The sequence below is a fragment of the Slackia piriformis YIT 12062 genome, assembly GCF_000296445.1.
Lineage (GTDB): Bacteria > Actinomycetota > Coriobacteriia > Coriobacteriales > Eggerthellaceae > Slackia > Slackia piriformis.
This window is the reverse complement of record NZ_JH815198.1, coordinates 1,642,016-1,657,730: the sequence shown is the minus strand read 5'-3', so window position 1 is coordinate 1,657,730 and position 15,715 is coordinate 1,642,016. Positions and strand designations below refer to the sequence as shown.

Sequence of the window (15,715 nt, the reverse complement as noted above, 5' to 3'; positions counted from 1 at the left end):
TCGATGGGGCGCAAGGCCCCGCCAAGACCATCCTGCCGTTGAGCGGATTGTGCGGCCGATGCATCTGCGTTGATTCGAAAGATAGACCCTCATCTGCGCATATGCGCCACCTTATGCGGGTAGAGTTTTGAAGGCCTAGATGCCCTACCCGCAGCGAGTAGGGCGCAGTTCGGCGCTTGCGGTATACTTTTGGACACATTGAAGGGGGATTATGGAACGCGTACGCGATTTATGCGCAGGTTTCACGGCGCGCGAGCGTTTGCTATTCGGCGGCTATGCGCTGTACCTTGCCTTCGGATATATGGCGTTTGAGTCGTCGACGCTTCTTGCCTCGGGCGGTTTGGATGCCGCGTTCTCCTCCTCGCTTTTTCTTATTTCGGTTATCGTCGCGCGCGTGGTGGTGTATGTGTGCGGGGCGCTTGCATACCGCAGGCGCAATCTTGTCACTGTGCCGTGCGTTGTAGCATCGTGCGTCGCAGGCGCGCTGGGGTTCGTCGTCCTGGGCATGCTCGTGCAGTTTTCCGGCGTGCTGCCTCTTGACGGAGTGCTGTCCTGGCTTGCTCTCTGCGGCGGCGCTCTTGGCGTGGGCGGCTCTCTTCTCGGCATCCTGTGGATTCGCTTCGCTACGTCTTTTTCGCTTCGCTCGGTTTATCTGTTCGCCATGATTTCGAACCTGACCAGTCTGGTCGTGTATTTTCTTGCCATGTCGGCGCCTGCTGCTTTCCACGTCCCCCTTTGCGGCCTGCTCTTTGCGGCATCGGCGTGGTGTTCCTGGCGTTGTCTTGTTTTGCGTCCCGAAAAAGAGCAGCGCTACGAAAAGGCTGCGTTTTCTCAGGCATGGCGTATCTTGTGGAGGCCTGTGCTGAGTACGTCGGTTCTTGCATTTATGGCTGGATTCATGCTGCAAGTGGCAATGTTGCATCCTATTCCTTTGAATGTGTTTCAGGGGACATCGCTCATAACCCAGTTTGCGGTCGTTTTGGTTTTGCTCGTGCCGGCGCTTCTGGTGAAGAAGGCTTTCGCGCTCGAATCGGTCTACAAAGCCGCCTTGCCTCTTTCTGCTGCAGGATTTTTGCTGCTGCCGGTTATTTGGAACGGGGTCGAAGGACTGGCGAACGCATGTGCTCAACTGGGGATACTCGTGGCGGGTATCATTCTGTGGTGCATGGTGGCCGATGCGGCTCGTGTGTGCAAGGTGTCAAGCACGCCGTTGTTTTCCGTCTGCATGCTGTGCGTGTCGCTTGCCCAGCTGGCGGGCACGCTGTTCGGGTTTTTCCGGGCGGAATACCTGCAGCCGGGAGATATAGCGTCGACGGCCGTCGCGCTTGCGGCGCTGTATGCAGTGTTCATGATTTCGACGTTTTTATTCAAAGATAGAAGGTTCAAAGACGGGTCCGACCGGGCGGACGCGAGCGCCGAGGACTCGTTTGCCGCATCCGGCTTGGACGTTTCTTCGACTTCGAGAGAGCAGGCTGCGGCGTTATCGGCCGAGCTTTTGCGCGAAGAACGCGAAGCGGCCCTTGATGCTCGGTGCGCGCACATCGCTGAGCGAGCTGCTTTTACGCCGCGCGAACGCGAGGTCTTCGCCTTGGTGGCGCGCGGTAAAACGAATGCGGCGGTGGCCGAAGAGCTGGTGATGTCTGAGAACACGGTTAAATTCCACCTTAAAAGTATCTATCAGAAACTAGGTATCCATTCAAAAGCGGAAGTCATGAAGCTGATTGAGAACAATGATGAGTAGCGATACTCGCTTGGTGCGCTGTGCGCGAGCCGATGGACGAATACGCCTCTTTCGAGCGAAGCTTTCATTGTCAGAACCCGTACAACATGCCTGCTGCGGCCAGTTCGTTGAATAGCACGAATCGGCCGAGGAAGGCGGCTGCGGCAATTCCGAAAAACACAACCGTTGCGCCGCTTCGTCGTGGGCGGGCGCTCGTGCAGTCCCTATTTCGTTGGAGGGCCGTGCGAGCTGTGCGTCTTCGAAAGGCGCTGTCTTGCATGAGACGTGCGGCCGCCAGGGCGATTGCGAATCCAATGCAGCCTCCTAGCGTATTCATGACGAGGTCATCTATGTCGAACGTGCGGTTGCTCAAAAGCTGGCTCGTTTCGATGGCAAGGGAAAAGGCAAAGCTTCCCGCGGCCGTCTTTGCAAGGTTCATTGCCGTTCGCTTGCAGGCGCTTGCTCGCTTTTTCGTAAGGAAGTCATGCGGCGCTCTTCTGCCGAGAGCCCTGCCGAAAAAGCATCCAAAGGGAACGAAAAGTGCTGCGTTGAGCAGAAGCTGGGTTGGGTCTGCCCCGTTGACGAAGGGAACGAGATTGTATTGGTTCCGACTTCCGAATCCTCGCAGAAGCCCGTCATGAATGGTTCCTGCTCCTGTTATATGAAGCACTGCGGCTATATAGAGAGCGAAGGTGCCGTAGGTCAAGACTGCGGCCGATGTGGGGAGCTGCTTGGCTTTTCGGGAAAGAATCGCCGCGGTTATGGCGGCGGGCGCAAGTTCCGTCGCCAGTTCGTAGAGCAAGATCAGGGCATCGTTCGGAAAAGGGAGGATGTTGTTCATGCGTATGTCTCCTTATCGTGCGCTGTAGGCCCATAAGTTCGCGCATTGGTTGAGGACGTCTTGGGCATCCCAGCTTCGGCTGCTGCGTTCGGGGCTGTTGGGGTCGTGGACGATGAGATTTTCCGCTTCGTCGACGCCTGCTATGACGATGAAATGGCCGACGGTGGTGAAGTCCCCTGGTAGCACGGATGCTATGACGGGCCTGCCCTCGCGCAGGGCGGCAGTGAGCACGCTTGCGTCGGCGGGAAGTTCTTCTGCTGAAAGTCCCAGCATGGCGGCCCCTTCGGTCATGAAGCTCCAGGCAGTCATTCCCGAGTCTACGAATCCGTTTGCCTCGGAAAACGCCGCCATGGAGGCGGGGTCGTAGTCGGTTTTGCCCGTCAGGCCCGCATACACCATGGTCATGCAGGTCGGTCCGCAGCCGGCGGTGGCCACGTCGGACCCTGCGTACGCTTCGTTCGCCCATGCGGGGTCGGTTTGGTAAAGGTGAGGAATCGTTCCGCGCTTCCATGCGCTTTTCTCCGTGCTCGACGATGGCGCGCCTTGTTGTCCTGAGCCGAAGATGCGAAAGCTCTCTTCGAGGGTGCTTTGAACGCTGGGCAATGCCAAGCATGCGGCAAGAGCGAACGCGATGGCGAAAAAGAGAGCGAACAGCCAGCCTGTACGGGGCTGCTTGACGGGAGCCGGTCGCGGAGCAGGGACGGGCGCGGCGTATCGGCTGCGAAAAGGCGCGGGCTTTCTTGCGTCAAGGGTTGTGCGGCGCATAATGCGCTCCTTTCATGCGTTGGTTTCGGCTCTGCCGTGCATGCTAAGAGCGACGTGCCTTAATGGTCTTGCAAGGCATGGTCACAGATCGGGTTCGTTTCTTAATCTTTCCTTAAAGCGGTCAAGAGCCGCTTTGGGCTATAGGGCGCCAATGGTAGGATTTCGGGAAAACGAAGGCCTGGCATGCGGTCCCGGCCTGGTGTAGGACCGTATTGGAGAGGGCGGGCATGCAGCAGTTGCGAAGCGGAGAAGCCAATGGGGCCGTCGCGCCTCGTCGACGTATCTTGATATGCGACGACGAGTGCGAAATTGCCGATATGGTGGCAAGCCTGATGGAGCGCGAAGGCTTTTCTTGCAGGGCATGCTACGACCCCCGCAAAGCGCTCGAGATGATGAAGGAAAATCCTTTTGACCTGGTGATTCTTGATATTATGATGCCTGGCATGGACGGCTACGAGCTCGCACGTCGCATCAGGGCATTTTCGAACGTGCCGCTGATTTTTCTTTCCGCCAAAGACGAAGAGATAGATTCCGTACTCGGTTTTGCCGTCGGTGCCGACGATTATGTGACCAAGCCGTTCCGTCCGCGCGAGCTCGGTATGCGCGTGCGGGCTTGTCTTCGTCGTGCGCTCGCGTCCGCTTCGCCCGCGCCGAGCGGCTTGCTGAGCATGCGCGGCATCGAGCTCGACCCTCGATCCCACGAGGCGTCGCTTCATGGCAAACCCCTTTCTCTCACGCCGAAAGAGTTCGAGCTTTTGCGGGTTTTGATGGAGGCGGGAGGCGAGCCCCGCTCTGCGGCCGAGCTGTTCGAGTGCGTCTGGGGCGAACAGGCCGATGCCGCAGCGTCGAACACGGTTATGGTGCATGTGCGTCATGTGCGCCAGAAGCTTGCGGCCATCGATTCGTCGTTCGATTTCATCGTCACGGTGTGGGGCGTTGGCTATCGCATGAATGCCGAATAGCGGCAGCGTGATAAGCCGCCGAGCTCTTCATGTTTCGTCGAAAGGAAATGTCTGCATGAAAAGGCAGTCGGGCTATCGTAGTGAACAACTTCGCACGTTGAGCGGCGGTTTCGTTCGCAGGGTGGCCGTCGGCCTGATTGCCTGGACCGTGTTTTTTGCCGTTTGGCTTGCGGCGGTCGACGCCTTTATTGCCCCGCGCGCTGCGGATGCTATCTCTTCGGCGTGCCCGTGGCGGTCGGTTTCGGCGGAAGAGGCGGGGCTGGAAGATACCGTATGGTTCGAAGGGTCGCTCGAGCGGACGCGCATCACGATGATTTCGTGCTATGCCGCCATGCTGACGGAGGACCGGACGCTCTATGGCGAGGCGTCTGCGGACGCGCGCGGCACAGCGGATGCCCTTGCGGCTGGGCGGGGTGAAGCGGCCGGCGCGGATGGTGCCGTCGAGTCCGACGCCGCTGCGGCCGTTTCTGGCAACTCTGCTGACGAAGAAATCGCACTGCAGGATTCGACTGCGGCAGCCGACGGCGCAGAATCGGATGGGATGGGTTTCAATTCTGGGGCAACTCACGAATTCCGCTCGTCTTCTTCGTCGGATGACGCTATTGTGACCGAGGCCCTTGAATCCTTGGATGAATCCGCCGAAAACGCTCTGTTCGAAGAGGCCTGTTCGGCGCTTGAAACGTCGCCTTCGGCTGTGCGTGTGGAATCCCCCCGGTCTCAGGAGCAATCGAGGCAAATGTGGAACGAAATCTACTATGCCGACGGCCATATGGAATACAGGGATTTGCAGGTCTACGATTTCGTGCGTTCCTTGCGGCTTCCCGCGGCGATGCTTGTGTACTTGGCGGGTGCCTCTGTGGTTGTCGGGTTCGCGCTTTCGTGGTTGACGCGGTGTTTCGGAAGCCTTTTCGACGCCATGGAGGTGCTATTCTCGAAGCGAAGCGACGGACCGGAGCTTCCTCGCGAGCTTGCGCCCACGGCGCGTGCGCTTGCCGACTTGCGGCGTGCGCGCGACGATGCCGAGCAAGCGGCGCTTGCGGCCGAGCAGCGCAAAAACGAATTAGTGGCCTATCTTGCTCACGATATCCGCACGCCGCTCACGTCGATCGTCGGCTATCTTACCCTGCTTGCCGAAGCCCCCGATATGCCGGAGACCCAGCGTGCCCGTTATGCGCAGGTCGCGCTCGACCGATCGTATCGTCTTGAGGCGATGATGGAGGAGTTTTTCGAGATTACGCGCTACAACCTAAGCTCTATTCCCATCGAGCGCCAGCACTTTGACGCCGCTCTTCTATGCCGCCAGGTGGCGGATGAATTCTACCCGTCCGCCCAGGCGCGTTCGATCGATATCGAGGTGCGAACCGAGGAGCCGCTCGAATGCTTCGCCGATGCGGAGAAGGTGTCGCGCGTGCTGAACAATCTGCTGAAAAATGCCGTTGCCTATGCGGATGGGGAGTCGACTGTCGTGGTGAGCGCTCGTCGCGAGGAGGCGCTGGCGAGCGATGCCGATGGTAATAGGGATGCAAAAAGCGCGGCTCTTGTGGTTGAAGTAGAAAATCAGGGTCGCGAAATCAGCCCCGAGCGCCTGCAGGCCATCTTCGAGAAATTCTATCGCGAAGATGGAGCTCGTTCCACGCAGGGCGGGGGTGCGGGGCTCGGCCTGGCTATCGCGCGTGAGATTGCTCGAGCGCACGGGGGAGAGTTGACGGCACGAAGCGTCGAGGGGCGCACGACGTTCACGCTGCGCATTCCCGCATAGGATTTATTTGTTGCTTTTCGCAATCCACTGGCGAACGTATTCGATGAATGCCTTCGTCGCCATGGAGGCGAGACCGTGCGAGCGCACAGCCAAGGCAAGCTCTCGATGCATAGGGATCTCAAGTTCTACGCGAGCGAGCTCGAAGGGGGCGCTCTCAAGAACAAGCTGGGGGAACATGCTGAAGCCGAAGCCTTTGTTCACCATTCCCATCACGGCTTGGTCGTTGTCCATGACGAAACGCGTGCGGGGGGCTACTTCGTGGCGCGCGAATACGGCATCGAACTCGGTGTGGTCATCGCTGCTTCTTACTTTTATGTAAGGCTCGGTTGCCAGGGATTCTTTAGGAAAGAACGGGGCATGGGCGAGGGGGTGGTTGGGCGGGAGTACCACGTATACGGGGTCCTGCGCCAGCGGGATGGTGAAGAAATCGAGTTTTGCCGGCAATATGACGAAGCAGCAGTCGAACTCTCCGCGCCATGTGGCTTCTTCCATCTCGTTCTGGCTTTCGTAGGTCACAAGTTCGTAGTCTATATTGGGATGGTCGTTGAGAAACATTTCCATGATGCCGGGAAGCCACTGCACGGCAATGCTGCCGAAGGAGGCGACGCGCAGACTTCCGTATTCAACGCTGCGAAGTTCTTCGAGGCGGGTCTGCAGCGCCTGCTCGCTTGCGCACACGTCTTGTATCCAGGGGAGGAGGTTGCGTCCGTCGGCCGTGAGGCGCGCTCCGGAGTGGTCGCGTGTGAAAAGGGCGGTTCCCATCTCCTGCTCAAGCGAGCTCATCATGTAGCTGACACCCGCCTGGGTGTAGCCCAGGATTTCGGCGGTTTTTTTGAAACTGCCTGTTTTCGCGACGGTGACGAACGCTTCGTATTTCTGATTCGGCATGAGCTCTCCTGCTTTGCGCGCGGTTGTGCGCCTTGTGCCTGCACGCATAAGAATAGGTATAAGGAAATCCTAATTATTTATAAGATACACTCATTTTACTTTTATTGAATATGTAATTACTATGCACTTGTCGGGAGTTCAGACAGGCATGGCGACCGTCTGCTGAACCTGCATCCCGAATCCGACACCCATGGCGCGCGGCCGCGAGGCGCCGCATCTCAGCGACCTTCACGGCTGCGCGCATCCGGACTTCCGATTGATTGGACGTCCGTCAGGTGCGGATGTTGATAACCTTCTTCTTCGCGTTGATTTTCGCGAATTGGAACAAGGTGGGGCGCAACCTCTCTCTTGGCTTTCTCTTCCCCATACCGAAGCCTCGCCGCCTCACTTTTGATTTCGCATGCGACACCCTTCTCGGCCACCTCGTGCCCGTTTGCCGAGAAAGGTGTCGCTTTTTTTTGTGCCGTTATTGCCGGGCGGCTCTGCGTTCGGTCTACGACTCGTCTCATTCTGCGATTGCTCTCCTCGTTCCAAATCTTTTTATGTGTGATAGTTGCGAAAAGAAAGTTTATATTTTTAAGAAACCAACAATCTATAGCCCCAGTTCAGCTTGCAGGTACTTTAGATAGAATACAGAAAACATCCATACTTCCTTAAAAAAAGTCTTGACTTAATTTTTCAACGTGATTAAATTATTCGTTTGCGTATTTACGCCTGTATAGTCTATTTCCCTAACGGAAGGAAGACCTGTGGCCAAAGCAGAAAATTGCGCTCCCACCAGCCTTTACAGGGAACGTCGCAGCTTTGCGAAGATTCCCGACGTCATGGATGTCCCTAATTTGATTTCCATCCAGACGGACAGCTTCAAGTGGTTCATGGAAGAAGGAATCACCGAGGCTTTCAACGACGTGTGCCCCATCGAAAACGCAACGAAAGATATGTGCGTTGAGCTTGGCGCTCACAAATTCGGCGACCCCAAATACACGGTCGACGAATGCAAAGAGAAGGACGTGTCGTTCCAGGCTCCTCTGTTCGCTCAGATTCGCTTCATCAATCGCGAAACCGGCGAAATCAAGGAGCAGGAAGTCTTCATGGGCGATTTCCCGCTCATGACCCCGCGCGGCACCTTCATCATCAACGGTACCGAGCGCGTTGTCGTTTCTCAGCTGGTTCGCTCTCCCGGCGTGTACTTCAGCTCCGAGCGCGATAAGACTTCTGACAAAACTATTTTCGGCGCAAAGGTCATTCCTTCCCGCGGTGCTTGGCTCGAATTCGAGACTGACAAGCGCGACATTCTTTCTGTGCGCATCGATCGCAAGCGTAAGCAGCCGGCCACGCTGCTTCTGCGCGCTCTTGGCATTGCGGAAACCCGCGAGGAAATCGTCGAGGTCCTCGGCAGCTCCGAGATGGTTCTGCGCACCCTCGACCGCGACCCCGCAACCACGAAAGACGAAGCCCTCATTGAGCTGTACAAGCGCTTCCGCCCCGGTGAGCCGCCGACGATCGACTCCGCGCGTACGCTGCTCGACGGCTTGTTCTTCAACCCCCAGCGTTATGACCTCGCAAAGGTCGGTCGCTACAAGGCGAATAAAAAGCTCGGCTTCGATCCCGATTTCGACTCCTCTACGCTGACCGAGGATGACATCATCGCAACCATGCGCTACATCGTTGCTTTGCACGAGGGCGAAGAAGGCTTTGCTGTCGACGATATCGACCACTTCGGCAACCGTCGCATCCGCACGGTGGGCGAGCTCATCCAGAACCAGTTCCGCATCGGTCTTTCCCGCATGGAGCGCGTCGTGCGCGAGCGCATGAGCATGCAGGAGCCCGACGAGATCACTCCGCAGTCTCTGGTCAATATTCGTCCGATTGTCGCCTCCATCAAGGAGTTCTTCGGATCTTCTCAGCTCTCCCAGTTCATGGACCAGGCAAACCCCGCTGCGGGCATCACGCACAAGCGCCGCTTGTCCGCACTTGGCCCGGGCGGTCTGTCCCGCGAGCGTGCAGGCTTCGAGGTTCGAGACGTTCATAACTCCCACTACGGCCGCATGTGCCCGATCGAGACTCCTGAAGGCCCGAACATCGGTCTTATCGGCTCGTTGGCAACCTATGCCCGCGTGAACAGCTACGGCTTCATCGAGACCCCGTATCGCCGCGTCGTGGACGGCAAGGTTACCGACGAAGTAGACTACCTGACTGCGGATGAAGAGGAAAACTACGCAATCGCCCAGGCGAACGAGCTGTTCGACCAGGAGACCCGCGAGTTCGGTCGCACGGTCGACGGCGTGTTCGTGCCTGCCGAGAAGGTTCTCTGCCGCACGCGCGACGCCGCTGGCGTTTTCGGCGAGCCCGACGAGGTCGTTCCCGAGGCCGTGAACTACATGGACGTTTCCCCGCGTCAGATGACCTCTGTCGCAACGTCTCTCATTCCCTTCCTCGAGCACGACGACGCGAACCGCGCGCTCATGGGTTCGAACATGCAGCGTCAGGCTGTGCCTCTGCTGCGTCCCCATGCTCCGCTGGTCGGCACGGGCATCGAGCATCGCATCGCTGTTGACTCCGGCGAGGTTTTGGTCGCCCAGAACCCCGGCGTCGTCGACTACGTGGACGGCTCCACCATCATCATCCGCAACGACGAGGGCGAATTCGACGAGTATCTGGTTCCGAAGTTCCAGCGCTCCAACCAGTCCGGCTGCATCAACCATAAGCCCATCGTACGCAAGGGCGACGAGGTCCATGCGGGCGATGTCCTGGCGGACGGTCCTAGCTGCGACCACGCAGAGCTCGCGCTGGGCCAGAACCTCATGGTTGCCTACATGACCTGGGAAGGCTTCAACTACGAGGACGCTATCATCGTGTCCGAGCGCGTGGTTGCCGAAGACCTCCTCACGTCTATCCATATTTCCGAATACGAAATCGACGCGCGCGATACCAAGCTCGGCCCCGAGGAAATCACCCGCGAGATTCCGAATATCTCCGAGGATATGATCTCCGACCTGGATGCCGACGGCATCATCCGCGTTGGCGCTGAGGTCTTCCCGGGCGATGTCTTGGTGGGCAAGGTCACCCCGAAGGGTGAGACCGAGCTGACTGCAGAAGAGCGCTTGCTGCGCGCCATTTTCGGCGAGAAGGCTCGCGAGGTTCGCGACACGTCTCTGAAGGTTCCCCACGGCGCAGGCGGCCGCGTTGTCGGCATCTATCGCTTCAGCCGCGAGGCCGGAGACGAGCTTGCTCCGGGCGTCAACGAGCTCGTTCGCGTCTACATCGCGCAGAAGCGTAAGGTCCAGCAGGGCGACAAGCTGTCCGGTCGTCACGGCAACAAGGGTGTTATCTCCCGCGTTCTGCCCGTCGAGGACATGCCGTACCTCGCTGACGGCACGCCGATCGACGTCATGCTGAACCCCCTGGGCGTTCCTTCCCGTATGAATGTCGGTCAGCTGCTCGAGTGCCACCTTGGCTGGGCTGCGAAATGGGGCTTCTCTGACGACGAGAACGCCACCGCCGCCGTCGAGGGCCCGACCTATGTCGCAACCCCTGTCTTCGACGGTGCGACCGAGCCCGAGATCGTGGACGTCATTCAGAAGGCGAACGAGAACCTCATCAAGCTCAACCACGAGAAGTACGGCGATAAGGCGCGCGACGAGTTCGTCCCGCAGCTTTCTGTCACCGGCAAGACCACGCTTTACGACGGCCGTACTGGCGAGCCGTTCCGCGAGCAGATTACCGTTGGCTTCCCGTACATCCTGAAACTGGGCCACATGGTCGACGACAAGATCCATGCCCGTTCGACCGGCCCTTACAGCTTGATCACCCAGCAGCCTCTGGGCGGCAAAGCTCAGTTCGGCGGCCAGCGCTTCGGCGAGATGGAGGTGTGGGCGCTGTATGCCTACGGCGCATCCAACGTCTTGCAGGAGATTTTGACCATCAAGTCCGACGACACGGCGGGTCGCGTCAAGGCGTACGAGGCCATCGTGAAGGGCGACAACATCGACGATGCCGAGGTCCCCGAGTCCTTCAAGGTTCTTATGAAGGAAATGAAGTCTCTGGGTCTTAACGTCGAGATGGTCGCTCAGGACCAGCACACGATCAACTTCGATGCTGCCGACATGGAGACGAGGGGCCACGTCAACGCCGTTCAGTCGATGATGGAGGCCGATGCGGCCAAGACCGAGGCAGAAGAAGGGGATGCCCTCAAGGACATCGCTGCCGACCTGCGTTCCCTGATGGACGATGACCTTCTGGGCGGCGCCGACGCCGATGTGGAAAGCCTCATCGGCACCCAGAGCGCTACCGATACCGAAACCGGCGAAGGAGAAGAGCGATAAATGAGCGAATTCGACGTTAACAATTTCGACGCCCTGCGTATTTCCCTCGCCAGCGCCGAGGATATCCGCGGCTGGTCTCACGGCGAGGTGAAAAAGGCCGAGACGATCAACTACCGTACGCTCAAGCCTGAAAAAGACGGTTTGTTCTGCGAGAAGATCTTCGGCCCCACCAAAGACTGGGAGTGCGCCTGCGGCAAATACAAGCGCGTGCGCTTCAAGGGCATCGTCTGCGAGCGATGCGGCGTTGAGGTGACCCGCAGCAAGGTTCGCCGCGAGCGCATGGGCCATATCGAGCTCGCCGCTCCCGTGAGCCACATCTGGTATTTCAAAGGCTCCCCGTCCCGTCTGGGCTACCTGCTCGACATTGCTCCTAAGGAGCTCGAGAAGGTGCTGTACTTCGCATCTTCCATCGTGACGTGGGTCGACGAAGAGGCGCGCGAAGAAGACGTGGAGGAGCTGCGTGACGAGCTTGCGGCAGACCTCGAAGAGCTGGACGCCGAGCGCGACCGCCTCATCGAGGCCACCCGTCGCCTTTCAACCGAATATGTTCCCGAGGACGACGAGTTCATCGATGAAATCGACGAAGACGAGCGCATGAGCCCCGAGGAGGTCGACGAGGAAATCGCCGATATCTACGAGGAGTTCAGCGAGCGTAAGGCGCTTCGTTCCGAGGCTTTCGATACGTTCTTGAAGATCGTTCCGAAGCAGCTCGTTCCCGATGAGGCGCTGTATCGCGAGATGCGCCTCAACTACAGCGACTACTTCCAGGGCGGCATGGGCGCAGAGGCTGTGCGCGATCTGCTTGATGCCATGGACCTGGAGAAAGTGGCCGAAGAGCTCAAAGAGACCATCGAAACGGGCAAGGGCCAGAAGCGCGCCAAGGCCATCAAACGCCTGAAGGTCGTCGACGCATTCTTGAAGTCCGACAACAGCCCGTCCGACATGATTCTCGACGTTATCCCGGTCATTCCGCCGGATCTTCGTCCTATGGTCCAGCTCGACGGCGGCCGTTTCGCGACGTCCGACCTCAACGACCTGTACCGTCGCGTCATCAACCGCAATAACCGCTTGAAGCGACTGCTCGACCTCGGTGCCCCCGAAATCATCGTGAACAACGAGAAGCGTATGCTCCAGGAGGCTGTGGACTCCCTGTTCGACAACGGCCGTCGCGGCCGTCCTGTCACCGGTCCTGGCAATCGTCCGCTGAAGTCGCTCTCTGACATGCTCAAGGGCAAGCAGGGCCGTTTCCGTCAGAACCTGCTCGGCAAGCGTGTCGACTATTCCGGCCGTTCGGTTATCGTCGTCGGCCCGAACCTGAAGCTGCATCAGTGCGGTCTGCCTCAGCAGATGGCCTTGGAGCTGTTCAAGCCCTTCGTCATGAAGCGCTTGGTCGAGCTTGAATACGCTGCGAATATCAAAGCCGCAAAGCGCGCTGTCGACCGCGGTGCGAGCTACGTGTGGGATGTTCTGGAAGAGGTCATCGTCGACCATCCCGTTCTGCTCAACCGCGCACCAACCCTGCATCGTCTGGGCATCCAGGCATTCGAGCCGGTGCTTGTCGAAGGCAAGGCCATCAAGCTGCATCCGCTGGTCTGCACCGCGTTTAACGCTGACTTTGACGGCGACCAGATGGCTGTGCATGTGCCTTTGGGCAATGAGGCCCAGGCCGAGGCGCGCGTGCTCATGCTGTCCTCCAACAACATCAAGAGCCCTGCCCATGGTCGCCCGCTGACCATTCCTACGCAGGACATGATCATCGGCCTGTATTACCTCACGGCCGTGCGCGATGGCTTCCCGGGCGAAGGCCGCGTGTTCATCGACTTTGACGACGCGCTCAACGCCTACGACGCCCGCGCCGATCTGGACCTGCAGGCCAAGATTTTCGTTCGCTTGACCCAGGACACCCAGGTCGCAACCTCTTACGGCGTGTTCGAGGACCACAAGGCGGGCGAGCGCATCGAGACCAGCGTCGGCCGCATCACGTTCAACGCGGTGCTGCCCGACGACCATCCGTTCATCAACTACGAGATGAACAAGAAGGAAATCGGCCGCCTGATCGAAGACTGCAGCAACCGCTACAGCCTCTCCGAGATGCCTGCCATCCTGGACGGCCTCAAAGACGCAGGCTTCCACTACGCGACGCGCGCAGGCATCACCGTGTCCGTCTTCGACGCCACGGTGCCGCCGAACAAGGCCGAGCTGCTTGCCGCCGCCGACGAAAAGGTCGCTGCGATCGACGAAGACTACGAGATGGGCCTCATGAGCCCCGAGGAGCGTCATAAGCAGGTTATCGACATCTGGAACGAGACGGCCGACAAGGTCGGCGACGCCATGGCGGAGAACTTCGACAAGTTCAACCCCATCTACATGATGGCGTTCTCCGGCGCTCGAGGTAACATCAAGCAGATTCGTCAGCTTGCGGGTATGCGTGGTCTGATGGGCAACACGAAGGGTGGCACTATCGACCGCCCGGTTAAGTCCAACTTCCGCGAGGGCCTTTCCGTTCTGGAGTACTTCATCTCCACGCACGGCACGCGTAAGGGTATGACCGACACCGCGCTGCGTACGGCAGACTCGGGCTATCTGACCCGTCGCCTTGTCGACGTTGCGCAGGACGTTATCGTTCGTGAAATCGATTGCGGCACGCACGAGGGCGTTCCTTATCCGCTGCATAACGAAAAGGGAGAGCTGGACGAGAACCTGATCGGCCGCTGCCTCGTCGCTGACGCGGGCGACTTCAAAGAGGGCGAATACCTGTCTTCCATGGAAGACCTCAAGGCTCTCGAGGCCGCAGGCGTGGAAGAGGTCGTCATCCGCACGGTCATGACCTGCCATGCAGAGCACGGCGTATGCCAGAAGTGCTACGGCTGGGACCTTGCCACCGCTCGTCCGGTCAATATCGGCACGGCTGTCGGCGTTATCGCGGCTCAGTCCATCGGCGAGCCCGGCACGCAGCTGACCATGCGTACGTTCCACGCCGGCGGCGTTGCGGGCGACGACATCACCCACGGTCTTCCGCGTGTTACCGAGCTGTTCGAAGCCCGCAAGCCTAAGGGTCTGGCTGTTCTTGCCGAAATCGGCGGTACGCTGCAGGTTTCGTCCGACAAGACCACCAAGACGCTCACGGTACACGACCAGGAAGGCAACTTCCGTGAGTACGTTGTCTCCGCGCGTGCCCAGCTGCTTCCCGGCATTTTCGACGGCTGCCAGGTCAAGCCTGGCCAGCAGCTTACGAAGGGCTCCGTCAACCCGCATGACCTGCTGCGTCTGACCGACCCCAACACCACGCTGCGCTACATCGTGTCCGAGGTCCAGGACGTGTACGTCTCCCAGGGCGTAGACATTAACGACAAGCACATAGAGGTCATTGCGCGCCAGATGCTGCGCAAAGAGGTCGTCATGGACGCTGGCGATTCCGAGCTTCTGCCTGGTCGCCAGGTCAATCGTCACGAGTTCGAGCGCATCGCAAACGAGCTCATCGCGGAAGGCAAGCAGCCTCCTGTGGGCCAGCCTTTGCTGCTCGGCATCACGAAGGCGTCTTTGGCAACCGACTCGTTCTTGTCCGCAGCTTCGTTCCAGGAGACCACCAAGGTTCTCACCGACGCTGCGATTGAGGGCAAGACCGACGTGCTGTCCGGCCTGAAGGAAAACGTCATCATCGGCAAGCCGATTCCCGCCGGCACGGGCCTGTCCCGCTACCACCAGGTCGGCCTGACCTACAAGGGCCAGTCCGTCAATGGTGAAATCGAGGAGCAGCTGCCTGACTTCGCGCCCTCCGAGCTGCGTGAGATCGAAAGCCTGTTGCCTCAGCCTCAGGATTGGTCGCTCGACGAGAACTACATGAACGGCTATTCCAGCTACTTCGGCGGCAGCAGCTTCCGTGGCGGACATACCCCGCAGCTCTCCGACGAAGACGCGCGTCTGTACCTCTACGACGACCTTGGTGTGTCCCAGCGTTGGGCCAACAAGTTCAGCGAGGCTGGAATCGACACGGTCGCCGACCTCGTCGGCTACACCGAAAACGAGCTGCTTCGCATCGAGGGCATCGGCGCGAAGGCGCTCGAAGAGCTTAAGGCCGGCCTCAAAGAGCACGAGCTTGGATACCTGCTCGAAGACGACCTGTCTGCTTCGAGCGATGACATGAGCCAGCTGCTCGACATGGTCTTCAGCCCCGACGACACCATCCTCATCGGCGGCGACCAGTCTGCGACGTACAGCAACGACGGCGAAGAGATGCTCGGCGAGGCATTGCCCTCTCGCAGCTATCATCGCGATCTGAGCGAGCTTGATGCGCTGCTTGGCGGTCTTGGCGATTTGGGCTTCGGAGAGACCTCTGAAGACTCCGAGTCCGAAGGCGGCGAGGAAGGCGAAGACGAGGAATAGGCTAGTCCTGCTCTGAATTGCCTGACGCAGCGTTTGAGCATGCTTTCAAAGGCGGCAACCACGCAGGTTGCC

The 15,715-nt window shown here is 59.1% G+C and carries 8 protein-coding genes; 5 read left to right on the top strand and 3 right to left on the bottom strand.

Going from position 1 to position 15,715, the window contains the following annotated elements; all coding sequences use genetic code 11:
* Positions 1-211 precede the first annotated feature (211 nt).
* On the top strand, positions 212-1,741 hold the full coding sequence (locus tag HMPREF9451_RS07280; protein ID WP_009139657.1) for a helix-turn-helix transcriptional regulator: 1,530 nt from the start codon (positions 212-214) through the stop codon (positions 1,739-1,741).
* A 70-nt stretch (positions 1,742-1,811) separates the two neighbouring features.
* On the opposite strand, the gene HMPREF9451_RS07275 is transcribed toward HMPREF9451_RS07280, so the two are convergent.
* A complete protein-coding gene (locus tag HMPREF9451_RS07275) occupies positions 1,812-2,561 on the bottom strand; it encodes a VanZ family protein (protein ID WP_009139656.1) in 750 nt (249 codons plus the stop codon).
* Positions 2,562-2,573: 12 nt separating this feature from the next.
* Positions 2,574-3,326, bottom strand: coding sequence for a C39 family peptidase (locus HMPREF9451_RS09710; protein WP_009139655.1), 753 nt, complete (start codon positions 3,324-3,326; stop codon positions 2,574-2,576).
* A 227-nt stretch (positions 3,327-3,553) separates the two neighbouring features.
* Between HMPREF9451_RS09710 and HMPREF9451_RS07265 the strand changes: the two genes are divergently transcribed.
* Positions 3,554-4,288 (top strand): response regulator transcription factor, encoded by a 735-nt coding sequence (locus tag HMPREF9451_RS07265; RefSeq protein WP_009139654.1) that lies wholly within the window; start codon positions 3,554-3,556, stop codon positions 4,286-4,288.
* A gap of 55 nt (positions 4,289-4,343) precedes the next feature.
* A complete protein-coding gene (locus tag HMPREF9451_RS09500; protein WP_009139653.1) occupies positions 4,344-6,047 on the top strand; it encodes a sensor histidine kinase in 1,704 nt (567 codons plus the stop codon).
* 3 nt (positions 6,048-6,050) lie between these two features.
* On the opposite strand, the gene HMPREF9451_RS07255 is transcribed toward HMPREF9451_RS09500, so the two are convergent.
* On the bottom strand, positions 6,051-6,935 hold the full coding sequence (locus HMPREF9451_RS07255) for a LysR family transcriptional regulator (protein WP_009139652.1): 885 nt from the start codon (positions 6,933-6,935) through the stop codon (positions 6,051-6,053).
* 749 nt (positions 6,936-7,684) lie between these two features.
* Between HMPREF9451_RS07255 and rpoB the strand changes: the two genes are divergently transcribed.
* Together rpoB and HMPREF9451_RS07240 are read left to right on the top strand one after the other, a co-directional pair.
* Positions 7,685-11,260, top strand: coding sequence for a DNA-directed RNA polymerase subunit beta (gene rpoB / locus HMPREF9451_RS07245; RefSeq protein WP_009139650.1), 3,576 nt, complete (start codon positions 7,685-7,687; stop codon positions 11,258-11,260).
* Entirely contained in the window at positions 11,261-15,643 is a 4,383-nt protein-coding gene (locus HMPREF9451_RS07240) for a DNA-directed RNA polymerase subunit beta' (RefSeq protein WP_009139649.1), read from the top strand.
* Positions 15,644-15,715: the final 72 nt, after the last annotated feature.